This window comes from Bradyrhizobium sp. th-b2 (assembly GCF_000426785.1).
Classification (GTDB): domain Bacteria; phylum Pseudomonadota; class Alphaproteobacteria; order Rhizobiales; family Xanthobacteraceae; genus Bradyrhizobium; species Bradyrhizobium septentrionale.
On sequence record NZ_AUGA01000012.1, the window covers coordinates 65,261 to 79,928 of the forward strand.

Here is a 14,668-nt window from a genome sequence, read left to right on the forward strand (position 1 = left end):
CTTTTGACGCGTTTTCTTCACGCGAACCGGTGCCCACTTCGCTTGAAAACGCTATCGCTTCATCCAGGCCCAGACGATGGCCACAGCGATGATGCCGATGATGACCGCGAGCCCGATCGCCCAGCTGCTGACGCGCACGGCGCTGACCGCCTGACGCTCGGCCTCGTTGGCCGCGATCTCGCGGTTGCGCTGCTTGTCCTGCTCGGGAGCATTCATCGGCCGGTCTCCGTCAAGGCTGGGCTGTTCGGGTCGTGGTCGCGAACCGCAATGTAGCATCAAATAATGACGCCCGGGCACATCGGTTCCCGAGAAGCTACCGCCCTTTCACGAAGCACATGCCCATCCGCGAGGTCTTGCCGGCCATCTGGCAGGCGAGGCCTTCGGCGCAGGTCCAGCCACGGAAACTGCGGTCGGTCTCGGCCGGCCTCGTGCCCGGCAGATAGCAATGCGCGCCCCAGCCGTCGCTGTATTCGGTACCGGCAAGCTCGGCGCTGGCGCGCAGTTGCGGCCGGTTGGAGAAGCCGCGCGAAAAGTCCGGCGCCTTGCCGTCGCGGAAGCTCGTGAGGATATCGCGGCGACGGACCTGGTCGCCGAAGAAATGCGGCGAGGCCGGCACCACGGTGGAGTTCGACGGCTTGGCCGCCATCCAGTCGACGCCGGGGACATGGAAGCCGCCAATGCCGCGGGTCTGGTGGCAGCCGGCGCAGGTGACGTCGTTGAGGCGCCGCTCGAAGCCGGCCAGCGACTGGATGTTCTGCAGCTTCGTTCCGTCAGCGGCGGCCTTCTGCAAGGCGCCGACGACATCGCCGTCCGAGAACACCGCGTTGCCGGCGGTCCCCTCGCCCTGCACCATGCCGAATGCGGGCTGCAGATCGCTGACATCGAAACCGATCGGGGTCGGCGCCACCGCCGAGCTTGCGAGGAAGCGATCGGGGATCAGCAGGGTGCCGCGATCGAGCTCGGCAAAATGCCTGGGATCGAGCAGCCACGTCTTGAAGTCGCGCCGCAGCGCCTCGTCGGCCAGAATGCGATCGCGATCGATCTGGTTCTCCAGCGGCGCTTCGGCGAAGCGCTTTGCCGCGCCGTCATAGTCAAACACTTTCAGGAGATAGTCGGTGCGGAAGTCGCGCACCGCGGATTTCGGCGCGTGTGCGATCTGCAGATTGGTCTCGATGCGATCGATATTCCCGGCGCCGATCAGGTCGAGCGGGCCATCCTTGCCGAACAGTTTCTCCATCGTCGGCGGCGCGCCGCCGGTCGCGAGCCAGCGCCGTGCGAGCTCACGGCAGGTGAGCGAGGCATCGTTGCCGTCGCCCTTCGCCTTCAGCACCAGGTTCAGCGTCATCGGCAGCCGCTGCGACACCGCGTTCTCGCCGATCAGCGGCACATCGGTCCGCGTCAACCGATAGATCAGCCGGATCTCGCCGCAGTCTTTCGGCGCGACATAGGCGCGGTCCATGCGGTTGACGATGCCGGCCAGCACGAAGCGAACGTCGGGAGACTCAAACAGCGCGCGGTCGAACAGCTGAAAGGCAAAGCCGTCGCCGACGCCGATGCTCTCGTTCGGCAGGCTTGCTTTATGCTTTGCGACATAGCGATCGAACTCACGATCGAGCGCCTCGCGCACCGGCACCATCGAGGGCAGCCCGAACAGATCGCGGTTGGACAGCGGCGTGTCGGCGGAACGCTCTGGCGCAAGCATCCGGCCGAGGCCGAAACGGTCGTGGTCGAGCTGGCGCAGGATCGCGGGATCGATGATCGCTGTGCCGCGCTCGAGCGCGCGATCCTCGGCGGCGCGTGCAGGCACCGCGCCGCAGAGCAGAACGGACATCAGCAGGAAGCATTTCAGCGCGCGGCTCATGCCCCCACTAACACCGCGCGGCAAACCCTATTCAAGAAAAAAGGCGCTTCACATCGCGGTGAAGCGCCTTGGTGTTGTCGTGTTTCGGCAATCAGCGCGAAACGATCAGGCCCTTGCTGGTGACGACCACCCAACGGCCGTCCTGCTTGCGGATGGCGTCGACGCGGCCGAGGCCGGGGACGGGATCGCCAGCGTACACCTCGTTGCCGCCGCGGCCCTCGATCAGCGCGCCGCCATTGCCGACGTCGCGCAGCGACCAGCCGTCGACTACCGGCATGCGGCCGACCTCGGGCTTGGGGGCAGCCGGCGCAGCCGCGGCAGTCGCAGGCGGGACCGAGCCCGTGACCTCGCGGACAGGCGTCGCAGCGGCAACGGTCGTCTGCGGCGTGGCGCGCAGCTTGTCGACGGTCTCGCTCAGCTTGGCGAGCTTGGCGTTCGGCTCGGCCTGGGCCTTCTCGACCTTCTCGATCCGGTCGCTGGCCTTGCTGAACTGGGCCTGGCCGGCCTTGGCGGTCTGCTCGACGCTGGCCTTCAGCGCGGCGATTTCGGATTCGAGCCGGGCGAGCGAGGCGTCGGCCGCTTCCTTCGCGGCGGCGTCACTGGCAGCCGTGTCCTGAGCGGAGGCAATGGCGGGGCTGGCGAGATGACCGAGGCCTGCGGTCGCGAGCGCACCTCCGATGGCCCCTGCCACGGTCGCCAGCGCAATCACCGCGGCCATCGCCCCAAACCGGCGCGTGCCGGCCGGCTTGGCTGCTGTCTTGGCCGCCTGCTCGGCGCCCGGCTTGGAGGCGGTCGCCTCATGGTCCCAGGTACGGTCACCCGGCGCCATGATCATCAGCTTGCCCGGGAAACGCGGCTCCTCACGCTTGCCGGTCTCGACTTTGGGCACGTCCATATTGGACGGCTCGATCTTTGGCTCGACCTTGGGGTCGATCATCGGGTCGATCTTGGGCTCAACCATGGCATCAACCCGGGGCTCGACTTTTGGCGGCTCAACCTTCGGGGACTCGATCTTCGGCGCGTCCATCCTGGTCGCGTCCGCCTTTGGCGCCGTCTCTTCCTGGTCGGGCGCCAGCCGGGGAGCCTCGGCCGCGGCCATCACAGGCTCGCTCTTCGCCGCCGCTTCGACGCCGGTTTGACCGCTGACCGGCTCGCTCTGCTGCTCACTCAAGTTCAAAGTCTCCAGACTAGGTTGACAATTCGGTAACTTTTATTGCTTGCGAAATGGTTACCCAGCCCCGGCATTACCTAAATTTTAGGGAGTTTTCCGGGCCGGATTGGGGCGGTGCCGCGCTGCGGCAATCTGCGCGGGCTCCGTTTGCGCGCGGCGCTTTCCCGACTAACATACCGCCATCTTCCAGCCAGAAGGCAGGAGAGCGCCATGACGATCGAGAAATGCATCAAGGAATTTGGTGTCGATGACGTCATTTTCGAGGAAGGCTCGACCGGCCGCGAGCTGTTTGTCGTGCTCGACGGCAAGGTCGACATCGCCAAGATCGATGGCGGAAACAAGACTGTTATCGTCAGCCTCGGCAAGGGCGAGTTCTTCGGCGAGATGGCGGTGATCGACGGCTCGGCGCGCTCGGCGACCGCGATCGCCTCCGCGCCTGCGACGCGGGTGATGCGGATCAACCACGCCCGCTTCGTCTATCTGGTCAGCCAGCAGCCGGCGTTTGCGTTGATGGTGATGGACGCGCTCTCGAAACGGCTGCGCGCCTCCAACGCCGTCACGTACCGGTCGGCAGCCACCCCATGAGCGAGCGCAAGCCAAGCCCCTTCAAGACGCTGTTCGAGACCGACGTCGCGTCGCTGATCCAGGCCGCCGACGACGTTTACCAGATCCGCTTCAAGAACCGTGCGGCGAACGCCTATCTCGTGCGCGGCAGCAAGCGGACCATTATGATCGATGTCGGACTGTCGACCAACTATCCCGCGCTCGTCGCCTGCCTCGATCACCTTGGGGTGACGCCCGAGATGATCGACATGGTGGTGCTGAGCCACGAGCATCTCGACCACATCGGCGCGGCCTATCATTTCCACGGCAGCGCCTATATCGCCGCGCACCGGCTCGCCGCCAACAAGATCATGCTGCGCGACGACTTCTCGATGCTGCGCAAGATGTTCAACGAGCCGAACGTGCCGATCGATGTCGACATCTGGCTCGAGGAAGGCAATCTGATCGACCTCGGCAATTTCCGCCTCAACGTGATGTACACGCCGGGCCATACCTCGGCCTGCATCACGCTGTTCGATCCGGACAAGGGCTTGCTGTTCGCCTCCGACACGCTGATGCCCGGCGGCGTGATGGGCGGCGTGTTCGGCTCCGGCTCGATTGCCGACTACATCCAGTCGCTGGAACGGCTGAAGGGCCTCAACTCGAAGATCCTGCTGTCGGGTCACGGCCGGCTGTCCGACACGCCGCAGGACGACGTGCGGATCGCGCTGCAGCGCTCGCATGCCCTGCTCGAGGACACCGCGCAATTGTTCGATGCGCTCGATGCGCGTTCGAATTTCGAGCCGATCATGCAATCGGTGCGCGACCTCAACAAGCTCGACGACTGACGCCCGGCCTCAGCCAAAGCCGCCCGTTGTGGCCTGCCGTGACTTTGCACTAGGATCGGCTCACAACGATAAAAATCATGGGCTCGGCGACGCAGCCGTTGCCGACAATGGGGAGACGAAACGGATGCAGGTTGACGCGATGGCGCAGATGCGCCGCCGGGTGGTGATCTCCTCCACGATCGGCAATGCGCTGGAATGGTTCGACTTCACCGTTTTTGGCCTGTTCGCCGGCATCTTGAGCAAGCTGTTCTTTCCAGCGGACAATCCGCATTCCTCGCTGCTGCTGACCTTCGCGACATTCGGGATCGCCTTTGCAGCCCGGCCGTTGGGCGGCCTGGTGTTCGGGCTCTATGCCGACAGGCACGGCCGCAAGAAGGCGCTGGTCGTGATGATATCGCTGATGGCTGTTGGCACCGGCCTGCTCGGCTTCCTGCCGACCTATGGCGCGATCGGAATCGCGGCACCGCTATTGCTGCTGCTGGCGCGGCTGATCCAGGGCTTTTCCGCCGGCGGCGAGTTCGGCAGCGCCAGCGCGATGTTGATCGAGTTCGCGCCGCCTGGCCGGCGTGGCTTCTACGGTTCGTTCCAGATGGTGTCGCAATCGCTGGCGTTTGGCCTCGGTGCCGCGATGGCGATCGGTCTCAATCTCAGCCTGTCGCCCGACGCCTTCGCGAGTTGGGGTTGGCGCGTGCCGTTCATCCTCGGCATTCTGATCGGTCCGACCGGATGGTATCTGCGCCGGAGATGCGACGAGTCGCCCGAATTCCAGGCGTATCTCGCCGAGAAGGCCGCGACGGCGCAACCGAGCAGGCAGACCACGCTCGGCCAATTGTTCTCCGAACATCCACGTGAGTTGATTGCCTCGTTTTGCCTGATCGCGGCCGGTACGGCGATCAACTATGTCAATGCGATCTTTCTGCCGACCTATGCGGTCGCCGAGTTGAAGCTGCCGCTCCTGAACGCACAGCTGGGCCTGCTCGTCGTCAGCGTCGTCAATGCTGGGGTGGCGGTGGCCTGCGGCGCCCTCTCCGACCGGATCGGTCGTCGCGCGGTCCTCGTTCCGGCGCTGATCGTCTACAGCTTGCTGTTCTATGTGATTTTGCAGCGGCTCGTTGCCGCCCCGACCACCGCGAACCTCTGGGAGTTGCAGATCGTCGCGGTGCTGCTCGGAGCCTTGGCCGGGCCGATGCCGGCCTTCATGACCGAGATATTTCCCGTCGGCGTGCGCTCGACCGGAGCATCGCTGATGTACAATCTCGCCGTGATGCTGTTCGGCGGGTTGGCGCCGTTCATCAACACCTGGCTGGTCCAGGTGACGGGCGACAAGGCTGCTCCGGTCTACTACATACTGTTCGCCGCGGCGGTCGGTCTCGTGGGTCTGTCGGTCTATCGCGGACGACCGTCCGTGCCGGGAGTAGCAACTCAACCGGCGCAATGACCCTCGCTTAGCCGGCGGCGAGCTGATCATGCAGTCGGCGCGCGACCGGTGCGACGACTGCCCCGGGGCGTGCGCGACCGCGCACGTGACGCTTCATTTGACAAATCCGCGCGCGGCCTGTTCAACAGCGGCAACAACAACGCTGAAAAAACAGGGAGCGAGGACATGAAGCTTTACGACTCGATCGGACCCAACCCGCGCATCGTTCGCATGTTCATGGCGGAGAAGGGCATCGAGATCCCCAAGCAGGCCGTCGACCTGCGCAAGGGCGAGAACCGCGAGGAAGCGCATCTGAAGCGCAATCCGCACGGCCAGATGCCGGCGCTCGAACTGGACTGCGGCAACTACCTCTCGGAGATCACCGCGATCTGCGAATATCTCGAGGAGAAGCACCCCTCGCCCGCGATGATCGGCACCACGCCGGAAGAGCGCGCCGAATGCCGGATGTGGACGCGCCGCGTCGATCTCAACATCGCCGAGCCGCTTGCCAACGGCTACCGCTTCGGCGAGGCGCTGAAATTCTTCGAGAAGCGCATTCCGGTCGCGCCCGAGGCCTCGCCGGGGTTGAAGATGATCGCGGCCAACCGCATCAAATGGCTTGATGACCAGATGGCGGACGGGCGCGATTACATCTGCGGCAAGCGCTTCACCCTCGCCGACATGCTGCTCTATTGCTGGCTCGATTTCGGCAACCAGGTCGGCCAGCCGCTGGACCAGTCGAACGGCAACATCGTCGCCTGGTTCAACCGCATGGCTGAGCGGCCGTCGGTCAAGGCGTAGGTTCTCACCCGACCGTCATTCCGGGGCGCGCGAAGCGCGAGATTCCGGGTTCGATGCTGACGCATCGCCCCGGAATGACGGGCTCAAATCACCACCGGCTTGTCCGGCAGCTCGTTCGGGCCGCCCTCGGCATGCGGGAAATGCTTCGCCAGTTCCTGCGACACCGCAGCGATGCCGTTGATCACGCCCTGCTCGAACCGGCCTGATCGAAAATCCGCTTCCATGGCGCGGCAGATCGCTTCCCAGCCGGCATGACCAACCTTGGCGTCGATGCCGCGGTCAGCGACGATCTCGACGTCGCGGTCGGCGAGCAGCAGATAGATCAGGACGCCGTTGTTGTGATGGGTGTCCCAGATCCGCAAATGCGAGAATACGTCGAGCGCCCGTTCGCGCGCCGGCTGGTTGCGGAACAGCGGCACACCGTCGAGCGCGCCCTCGACGACGAAACGGATCTGGCCCGAATGGGTCGCCTCGCCCGCCTTGATCGCACGCTCGATGGCGTCGAGCACGCGCGGCGGAAAGTCGCGCCGCACCCGCCAGCGGTGTTCGAGCAAATGCCTGCCGATGCGCTTGATGCTCATATGCCTACCAGCTCCCCGAGGCGCCGCCGCCGCCGAAGCTGCCGCCTCCGCCGCTGAAGCCGCCGCTGTCGCTCGAGCTCGAGCCGCTGCTCCAGCCACCACCGCCGCCGGACCAGCCGCCGGAATAACCGCCGCCGCGCCGATAGGGTCCGGAGCCGGCCGCCGGACCGCCAAAATTCAATCCGCCGAAGATCAACGCCGCGACACCAGCGAACAGGCCGACCACCAAAGCGGTGGCGAGCGAGCCGGCCACCATCCAGGTGAAGACGCCGACGATGCCGCCGGTTGCGACCGAGCCCAACAGCCGCCCCAGCATCGCTCGCAGCGCGCTCGCCACGATGATGACCACGAAGATCACGACCGGATTGGCGAAGTCGACCAGGTTCGGCCCCTGCCAATGCTCGGGCTCCGGCGCCGGCAATTGCTCGCCATTGACCAGCCGGATCATCCGGTCGACGCCGGCCGAAATGCCGCCGGCGAAGTCGCCGGCCTTGAATTTCGGCGTGATGTCCTCATCGATGATGCGGTGGGTGACGACGTCGCTCAGCACGCCTTCGAGGCCATAGCCGACCTCGATGCGCAAATGCCGGTCGTTCTTGGCGACCACGAGCAGCGCGCCGTCGTCGACCTTCTTGCGCCCGATTTTCCAGGCCCCGGCGACGCGGATCGAGAACTGCTCGATCGTCTCCTCGCCCGTGGTCGGTACGATCAGGACAGCAATCTGGCTGCCTTTTCGTTTCTCGAGATCCTCCAGCTTTCCGTTGAGCGCAGCAATGTCGCCCGACGACAACGTCCCGGTCTGATCGACGACGCGGCCGGTGAGCTGAGGCACTGCGACCTCGGCCCGCGTCGGGCAGATGAGGCCCAGCAGGAAAGCGAACAGGATGACGCGAATGGCGGCCATTGCGGTCGGCGCGCGCCGACGCTACTTCGACGGCGCCGGCGTTGGGCTGAAATCGACCTTCGGCGCGGTCGAGATCTCCTTCTCGTTCTCGACCGTGAAGTTGGGCTTCTCCTTGTAGCCGAACACCATCGCAGTCAAATTGTTCGGGAAGGTGCGGATGCCGACATTATAATCCTGCACCGACTTGATATAGCGGTTGCGCGCCACCGTGATGCGGTTCTCGGTGCCCTCGAGCTGCGCCATCAGGTCGCGGAACAGCGCGTCCGATTTCAGCTGCGGATAGTTTTCGGTGACGACGAGCAGCCGCGACAGCGCGCTGGTGAGTTCGCCCTGCGCCTGCGTGAACTTCTGGAACGCGGCCGGATCGTTGAGCACCTCGGGCGTTGCCTGGATGCTGCCGACCTTGGCGCGCGCGTTGGTGACGCCGAGCAGCACGTCCTTCTCCTGCTGCGCAAAGCCCTTCACCGAGTTGACCAGGTTCGGCACCAGATCGGCGCGCCGCTGGTACTGGTTCACCACCTCCGACCAGCTCGACTTGACCTGCTCGTCATTGGTCTGAATCGCGTTGTAGCCGCAATTGGTCAGGCTCAACGTCGCCAGCGCTGCCAGCACGGTCCAAAGCTTGCGCATGAAATTGGTCCTCCCGGTGGATTCTTCGCCAGCGTAGCAGATTTTCGTCCGTTAATCCCGTGTGGCGGTTTTCGCACCGCCTTTTGCGGACGATGGCCCTTGCCTATCCCTCCTCGCGCCCTTCATCATGGCAAAAAATCGATCCGGGGAGGATCCATGACGTCAGAACAATTCGAGACGATTGTTGTCGAGCGGCCGGAGCCGGCGATCTCGCGGATCGTGATGAACCGCCCCGAGGCCCGCAACGCCCAGAACCTGCAGATGACCTACGACCTCAACGCCGCCTTCGACCGGGCGGTGCAGGACGACGCGGTCAAGGTCATCATTCTCGCCGGCAACGGCCCGCATTTCTCGGCCGGTCACGATCTACGGCCGGGGACTAAGAACCAGGCGGGCGTCGATTTCCCGCCAGTCGGAAATTGGGGCGGCTTCAACGAGCCGAACGCCCACGGCCGCTTCGCGCGCGAGCAGGAGATCTATCTGCAGATCACCCGGCGCTGGCGCAATCTGGCCAAGCCGACGATCGCGGAGGTGCACGGCAAGTGCATCGCCGGCGGGCTGATGCTGGCGTGGGCCTGCGACCTGATCGTCGCGAGCAGCGACGCCGAATTCTGCGATCCCGTGGTGACGATGGGCGTCTGCGGCGTCGAATGGTTCGTGCATCCTTGGGAGCTCGGCGCGCGCAAGGCCAAGGAGATGCTGTTCACCGCCGACGTCTGGAGTGCCGACGAGGCGCACCGCCTCGGCATGGTCAATCACGTGGTGCCGCGCGGCGATCTCTCAACGTTCACGCTGGCGCTGGCGCGCAGGATCGCGGCAAAACCCGCTTTCGCGCTGAAGCTGTCCAAGGAGGCGGTCAACCGCTCGATCGACATCATGGGGCAGCCCGCTGCGATCGATCAGGCCTTCGCGCTGCATCAGCTCTGCCACGCGCATAATCTTCAGCAATTCGGAATGGTGGTGGACCCCGCGGGTCTGCATCCCTCCGTCAAGAAAACCGCCAATGTGAAGTAGAGCAGATGGACCTCACTCTCAGCGACGAGCAGCGCCTGCTGCGCGAAAGTGCCGACCGCTTCGTGGCGGAAACCTTCACATCAGAGCATCGCAAGAGGACGGCGAACGAGCCGCTCGGCTATTCGCCGGCGATCTGGAAACAATTCGCCGAACTCGGCTGGCTGGCGCTGCCGATCAATGAGGCCCATGGCGGACTCGGCGGCGGCGCGATCGAGATCGGACTGTTGATGGAGGCATTCGGTCGCGGCCTGGTGTCGGAGCCGTTTCTCTCCACGGTCGTGATCGGCGCCGCGCTGGTCGCCGAATGCGGCACCGAGGCGCAGCAGCAGGCGATCCTGCCCAAGGTTGCCGAGGGCGCGCTCACGCTCGCCTTCGCGCATTCCGAGCGCGCCGCACGATTCGATCTCGCCCACGTCGACACGACGGCCACCAAGACCGCCGACGGCTGGCTGTTGAACGGCAGCAAGATCGCGGTGCTCGACGGTGCGTCGGCCAACCAGATCATCGTCTCGGCCCGCGTCGCCAACGCCAATGGCGCATCCGGCAAGCTCGGCCTGTTCCTGGTGCCGGCAGGCGCGCCCGGCCTCACCTTGCGCGATTACGCGCGGCTTGGCGGCGGACGCGCCTGCAATCTCGATCTGAAGAATGTACAGCTGCCCGCCGACGCGTTGCTCGGCGATGGCCAGGACGCGTTGCCCGCGATCGAAACCGTGGTCGACCGCGCGATGGCCGCGCTCGGCGCCGAGGCGGTCGGCATCATGCAGACGCTGCTCGACACCACGCTCGAATACACCAAGATTCGCAAACAGTTCGGCCGGCCGCTGTCGGCCAATCAGGTGATCCGCCATCGCCTCGCCGACGTCGCGATGCAGGTCGACGAGGCGCGCTCGATGGCGCTGCGCGCCGCGTTGATGGCCAATGCCGAGCCGGCGGCGCGCGGCCGTGCAGCGTCCGGCGCCAAGGCGAAGATCGGCAAATGCGCGCGCTTCGTCGCCGAGCAGTCGGTGCAGTTGCACGGCGCCATGGGCGTCACCGAGGAGCTCGATATCGGCGCCTATTTCAAGCGGCTGCTCGCCTTCGACACGCTGTTCGGCGGCAGCGCCCATCATTATCGCCGCCACGCCGCCTTGAGCGGCCGCGCCCACGCGTAAACGGAGAGCGCAACATGGATCTCACCTTCAGTGCCGAGGAACGCGCCTTCGAGCAGGAAGTCCGCGACTACATTGCCGCGAGTCTCACGCCGGAAATGAAGCGCGCCACCGCGCTGACGCCGTCGGTGTTCTCCGATCCCGACATCGGAATGGCCTGGCAGCGCACGCTGCACAAGAAGGGCTGGGGCGCGCCGGGCTGGCCGGTTGAGCATGGCGGGCCGGACTGGACGCCGGCGCAGCGCTGGATCTTCGAAGCCGAATGCGCCCGCGCCGGCGTGCCCAATGTCAACGTGATGGGCGTGAAGATGGTCGGGCCCGTCATCATCGGCTTCGGCTCGCCCGAGCAGAAGAACTTTTACCTGCCGCGAATCCTCTCGGGTGACGACTACTGGTGCCAGGGTTATTCCGAACCCGGCTCGGGCTCCGACCTCTCCTCGCTGAAGACCCGCGCGGTGCGCGACGGCGACGACTACATCATCAACGGCACCAAGATCTGGACCACGCACGCGCATCACGCCAACCGCATGTTCGCGCTGGTGCGCACCAATGACGGCGAGCGGCAGCAGGACGGCATCAGCTTCATCCTGATCGACATGAAGACGCCGGGGATCACCACGCGGCCGATCCTGACCATCGGCGGCGATCACGAAGTCAACCAGGTGTTCTTCGACGACGTCCGCGTGCCCGTCGCCAATCGCGTCGGCGAGGAAGGCAAGGGCTGGACCTACGGCAAATACCTGCTCGAATTCGAGCGCGGCTCCGGCATCGCGTCGGCCAAGCTGCGCGAGGCGCTGAAGACGATTGCCGATCTTGCCGAATCCGATGTCACCGGCCGCGCCATCGAGGACCCCGATATCGCGATGCGGATGTCGGAGGTCGAGGTCGACATCGACGCGCTCGAGATGACCGAGCTGCGGGTGCTGTCGGCGCTGCAGACCGGGCAGAATCCCGGCGCGGTGTCGTCGCTGATCAAGCTGCGGGTCAGCGAGATCCGTCAGGCGGTGACCCGGCTCGGCGTCGACGTGATCGGCAATGACGGACTTGCCGTCGAGCCGGCGCGGCCGTTCTACCGGCTCAACCACGAGCCGGCGATCCCGGAAGAGCTGCTGCCGGTGGTGCCGGAATATCTCAACGGGCGGGCGTACACGATCTTCGGTGGCTCGTCCGAGATCCAGCGCGACATCATCGCGAAGATGGTGTTGGGGCTGTAGGCCGCGCGGTCCCTTTCGTCATGCCCGGCCTTGTGCCGGGCATCCACGTCTTGCGCGTCGGAAAGAAAGACGTGGATGGCCGGGCCAAGCCCGGCCATGACGACGCGTACTGCGCTTAAGCCGTCACCTTCGCGTCCTGAATCGCCTGCCAGATCTTGGCCGGCGTCAGCGGCGTGTTGAGCTGGGTGATGCCGACCTCGCTCAGCGCATCCATCACGCCGTTGGTGATGCAGGGCGGCCCGCCGATCGCACCGGACTCGCCGCAGCCCTTGGCGCCCAGCGGATTGGTCTTGCACGGCGCGGAGGGATCGAGCGTCACCGTGATCGGCGGAATGTCCGAGGCACGCGGGATGCAATAATCCTGATAGCTCGCGGTCAGAAGCTGGCCTTCCTCGCTGTAGGCCACGCCTTCGTACAACGCCTGGCCGATGCCCTGGGCAACGCCGCCATGCACCTGCCCCGTCACCAGCATCGGATTGACCGCGACGCCGACGTCGTCGACCGTGGTGTAGCGCACCACCCGCGTGACGCCGGTCTCGGGATCGATCTCGACCTCACAGATATGGGTGCCGTTCGGCCAGCTCGGCCCGTCGACCTCACCCTCGCTCTCGACCGAGAGCTTGGCGCCGGTCTCCTTCTTGGCGATCTCGAACAGGCTGATGCGCCGGTCGGTACCGACCACGGTGAGGAAGCCGTCGCGATATTCGATGTCCTCGACGGAAGCTTCCAGCAGATGGGAGGCCTTGTCGCGCGCCTTGTTGATCATGTCGTTGCTGGAGACCGCAATCGCGGTGCCGCCGACGAACAGCGAGCGCGAGCCGACGCTGCCGAAACCGGTGGCCAAGTCCGTGTCGCCCTGCACGACGTCGATCTTGTCCATCGAGATGCCGAGTGTGTCGGCGACCATCTGGGTGTAGGTGGTGGCGAGGCCCTGCCCCATCGCCATCGTACCGGACCACAGGACCACGCGGCCTTCGCCGGTCGCGTGCAGCGAGACCTTCTCGGTGTGGGCGCGGCCGCCGGTCCACTCGATGTAGCTGGTCAGGCCGCGGCCGTAGAGCAGGCCCTTCTTCTTCGCCGCCTTCTTGCGTGCGGCAAAGCCGTTCCAGTCGGCGAGGTCGGAGGCGCGCTCCAGCATGTGCGCGAAGGCGCCGGAGTCGTACACCTGCCCGACCGCGTTGGTGTAGGGCAGCTGCGCCGGCTTGATGTAGTTGACCTTGCGGATCGCGCGCGGGTCCATGCCGATCTGTCGCGCGGCGGCATCGAACAGCCGCTCGACGATGAACACCGCCTCAGGCCTGCCGGCGCCGCGATAGGCGCCGACCGGGGCGGTGTTGGTCATCACCGACTTCACCTCGAAATGCACCAGCGGCAGGTCGTAGACGCCGGTCTGAACGAACGGGCCGAGCACCAGCGGGATGATGTTGGCGGTGCCCGACGAATAGGCGCCGGTGCCGCCGATCGAGCGCACCCGATAGGCCAGCACGCGGCCCTTGGCATCGAGCACGAACTCGCCGGTCGAGGTCAGGTCGCGGCCGTGGGTGCCGCCGACGAACTCATCGGTGCGGTCGCCGCGCCAGCGGATCTTCTCATTCAATTTGGTCGCGGCGTAGGCGACGATGCCGTCTTCCGGATAGAGGCTGGTCTTCTGGCCGAAGCCGCCGCCGATGTCGCCGACCAGCACCCGCACGCTGTCCTTCGGCCGCTTCAGGATCGATTCCGCGAGCAGGTCGCGGGTCGAGCCCGGGGTCTGCGACTGCACGTGGAGAATCAGCCGCCCGGTCTTCTTCTCGATCTCGGCGATCGTCGAGCGCGGCTCCATCGCCGACGGCACCAGGCGCTGGCTGACCAGATCGAGCGACACCTTGTGCGCGGCGCTGGCGAAGGCTGCCTCGACCTTGGCGGCATCGCCATAGCTCATCGCGGCCACGATGTTGTCGGGCGCCTCCGGCCAGACCGCCGGCGCACCGGGCTTGATCGCCTCGACCGGATCGACCACCGAGGGCAACACCTCGTAATCGACCTCGATCGCTTCCGCCGCCGTCTGCGCCAGCACGCGCGAGGTCGCGGCCACGGCGGCGACACCCTCGCCGGCATAGCGCACCACCTCGTGCGCCAGCAGGCGGCGCGGCGGCACGGACATCGGCGAGCCGTCGGGCCGCTTGAAGATCGCGAGCGTCGGCAGCGTGCCGATGTCGTCCTTCACGAGGTCGGCGCCGGTATAGACCGCCTTGACGCCGGGCATCGCCAGCGCCGCCTTGATGTCGACCGACTTGATGTTGGCGTGGGCATGCGGCGAGCGCAGCACGTGCAGCCAGAGCGCGCCGTCGGCCGGCTTGTCGTCGATGAAATGCCCCTTCCCGGTGAGCAGCCGCTGGTCCTCAAGACGCTTGACTGGCTGGCCCGCACCAAAACGCATATTGCCGGGAAGAATGTTCATCAGAGGGTCCTTGGATTGCAGAAATTTCGGCGGGTTTTAACGGATTTTCGGCGCGAGACAACACGTGGCCGTTATTCCGGGGCGATGCGCGCGCAT

General features: G+C 65.7%; 14 protein-coding genes. 7 read left to right on the forward strand and 7 right to left on the reverse strand.

Annotated elements, in window-relative coordinates; translation table 11 throughout:
• Window positions 1-51: 51 nt before the first annotated feature.
• The 3 genes from K359_RS63305 to K359_RS0116480 form a co-directional block, all read right to left on the reverse strand.
• Window positions 52-216: a hypothetical protein gene (locus K359_RS63305; RefSeq protein WP_165125686.1), complete on the reverse strand. Its 165-nt coding sequence runs from the start codon at window positions 214-216 to the stop codon at window positions 52-54.
• A gap of 97 nt (window positions 217-313) precedes the next feature.
• Complete coding sequence (locus K359_RS0116475) at window positions 314-1,861, reverse strand: hypothetical protein (RefSeq protein WP_029080330.1); 1,548 nt, start codon at window positions 1,859-1,861, stop codon at window positions 314-316.
• Window positions 1,862-1,952: 91 nt separating this feature from the next.
• The gene (locus K359_RS0116480) at window positions 1,953-3,038 is read right to left on the reverse strand and encodes a hypothetical protein (RefSeq protein ID WP_035976678.1); all 1,086 of its coding nucleotides are present in this window, start codon (window positions 3,036-3,038) and stop codon (window positions 1,953-1,955) included.
• Window positions 3,039-3,242: 204 nt separating this feature from the next.
• On the opposite strand from K359_RS0116480, the gene K359_RS0116485 reads away from it, so the two are divergent.
• From K359_RS0116485 to K359_RS0116500, 4 genes are all read left to right on the forward strand, one after another.
• Window positions 3,243-3,617 carry a Crp/Fnr family transcriptional regulator gene (locus K359_RS0116485; RefSeq protein ID WP_029080332.1) on the forward strand — a complete coding sequence of 125 codons (375 nt, stop codon included), beginning with the start codon at window positions 3,243-3,245 and terminating at the stop codon, window positions 3,615-3,617.
• Window positions 3,614-4,423: an MBL fold metallo-hydrolase gene (locus K359_RS0116490; RefSeq protein WP_029080333.1), complete on the forward strand. Its 810-nt coding sequence runs from the start codon at window positions 3,614-3,616 to the stop codon at window positions 4,421-4,423. Before K359_RS0116485 ends, K359_RS0116490 begins: the two co-directional genes overlap by 4 nt.
• A gap of 124 nt (window positions 4,424-4,547) precedes the next feature.
• The gene (locus K359_RS52170; RefSeq protein ID WP_035976679.1) at window positions 4,548-5,861 is read left to right on the forward strand and encodes an MFS transporter; all 1,314 of its coding nucleotides are present in this window, start codon (window positions 4,548-4,550) and stop codon (window positions 5,859-5,861) included.
• Between the two features lie 165 nt (window positions 5,862-6,026).
• Window positions 6,027-6,641 (forward strand): glutathione S-transferase family protein, encoded by a 615-nt coding sequence (locus K359_RS0116500; protein ID WP_029080334.1) that lies wholly within the window; start codon window positions 6,027-6,029, stop codon window positions 6,639-6,641.
• An 83-nt stretch (window positions 6,642-6,724) separates the two neighbouring features.
• Here K359_RS0116500 and K359_RS0116505 read toward each other — a convergent pair whose 3' ends face one another.
• From K359_RS0116505 to K359_RS0116515, 3 genes are read right to left on the reverse strand one after another with little or no spacing between them, the layout of a single operon-like run.
• Window positions 6,725-7,222 carry a TPM domain-containing protein gene (locus K359_RS0116505; protein ID WP_029080335.1) on the reverse strand — a complete coding sequence of 166 codons (498 nt, stop codon included), beginning with the start codon at window positions 7,220-7,222 and terminating at the stop codon, window positions 6,725-6,727.
• 4 nt (window positions 7,223-7,226) lie between these two features.
• The gene (locus K359_RS0116510) at window positions 7,227-8,126 is read right to left on the reverse strand and encodes a YgcG family protein (RefSeq protein WP_029080336.1); all 900 of its coding nucleotides are present in this window, start codon (window positions 8,124-8,126) and stop codon (window positions 7,227-7,229) included.
• A 21-nt stretch (window positions 8,127-8,147) separates the two neighbouring features.
• Complete coding sequence (locus K359_RS0116515) at window positions 8,148-8,756, reverse strand: LemA family protein (protein WP_029080337.1); 609 nt, start codon at window positions 8,754-8,756, stop codon at window positions 8,148-8,150.
• A 156-nt stretch (window positions 8,757-8,912) separates the two neighbouring features.
• Here K359_RS0116515 and K359_RS0116520 point away from each other — a divergent pair, with 156 nt between their 5' ends.
• From K359_RS0116520 to K359_RS0116530, 3 genes are read left to right on the forward strand one after another with little or no spacing between them, the layout of a single operon-like run.
• Entirely contained in the window at window positions 8,913-9,770 is an 858-nt protein-coding gene (locus tag K359_RS0116520; RefSeq protein WP_029080338.1) for an enoyl-CoA hydratase, read from the forward strand.
• A gap of 5 nt (window positions 9,771-9,775) precedes the next feature.
• Window positions 9,776-10,921 (forward strand): acyl-CoA dehydrogenase family protein, encoded by a 1,146-nt coding sequence (locus tag K359_RS0116525; protein ID WP_029080339.1) that lies wholly within the window; start codon window positions 9,776-9,778, stop codon window positions 10,919-10,921.
• A 14-nt stretch (window positions 10,922-10,935) separates the two neighbouring features.
• Complete coding sequence (locus K359_RS0116530; protein WP_029080340.1) at window positions 10,936-12,132, forward strand: acyl-CoA dehydrogenase family protein; 1,197 nt, start codon at window positions 10,936-10,938, stop codon at window positions 12,130-12,132.
• Between the two features lie 115 nt (window positions 12,133-12,247).
• Here the strand turns inward: K359_RS0116530 and K359_RS0116535 are convergent, their stop codons facing one another.
• Window positions 12,248-14,572 carry a xanthine dehydrogenase family protein molybdopterin-binding subunit gene (locus K359_RS0116535; protein ID WP_029080341.1) on the reverse strand — a complete coding sequence of 775 codons (2,325 nt, stop codon included), beginning with the start codon at window positions 14,570-14,572 and terminating at the stop codon, window positions 12,248-12,250.
• Window positions 14,573-14,668: the final 96 nt, after the last annotated feature.

Excerpts from the sequence above, each read along its gene's own strand:
- K359_RS63305 (WP_165125686.1), bottom strand. The coding sequence starts at position 216 with ATGAATGCTCCCGAGCAGGACAAGCAGCGCAACCGCGAGATCGCGGCC.
- K359_RS0116475 (WP_029080330.1), bottom strand. The coding sequence starts at position 1,861 with ATGAGCCGCGCGCTGAAATGCTTCCTGCTGATGTCCGTTCTGCTCTGC.
- K359_RS0116485 (WP_029080332.1), top strand. The coding sequence starts at position 3,243 with ATGACGATCGAGAAATGCATCAAGGAATTTGGTGTCGATGACGTCATT.
- K359_RS0116490 (WP_029080333.1), top strand. The coding sequence starts at position 3,614 with ATGAGCGAGCGCAAGCCAAGCCCCTTCAAGACGCTGTTCGAGACCGAC.
- K359_RS52170 (WP_035976679.1), top strand. The coding sequence starts at position 4,548 with ATGCAGGTTGACGCGATGGCGCAGATGCGCCGCCGGGTGGTGATCTCC.
- K359_RS0116500 (WP_029080334.1), top strand. The coding sequence starts at position 6,027 with ATGAAGCTTTACGACTCGATCGGACCCAACCCGCGCATCGTTCGCATG.
- K359_RS0116505 (WP_029080335.1), bottom strand. The coding sequence starts at position 7,222 with ATGAGCATCAAGCGCATCGGCAGGCATTTGCTCGAACACCGCTGGCGG.
- K359_RS0116510 (WP_029080336.1), bottom strand. The coding sequence starts at position 8,126 with ATGGCCGCCATTCGCGTCATCCTGTTCGCTTTCCTGCTGGGCCTCATC.
- K359_RS0116515 (WP_029080337.1), bottom strand. The coding sequence starts at position 8,756 with ATGCGCAAGCTTTGGACCGTGCTGGCAGCGCTGGCGACGTTGAGCCTG.
- K359_RS0116520 (WP_029080338.1), top strand. The coding sequence starts at position 8,913 with ATGACGTCAGAACAATTCGAGACGATTGTTGTCGAGCGGCCGGAGCCG.
- K359_RS0116525 (WP_029080339.1), top strand. The coding sequence starts at position 9,776 with ATGGACCTCACTCTCAGCGACGAGCAGCGCCTGCTGCGCGAAAGTGCC.
- K359_RS0116530 (WP_029080340.1), top strand. The coding sequence starts at position 10,936 with ATGGATCTCACCTTCAGTGCCGAGGAACGCGCCTTCGAGCAGGAAGTC.
- K359_RS0116535 (WP_029080341.1), bottom strand. The coding sequence starts at position 14,572 with ATGAACATTCTTCCCGGCAATATGCGTTTTGGTGCGGGCCAGCCAGTC.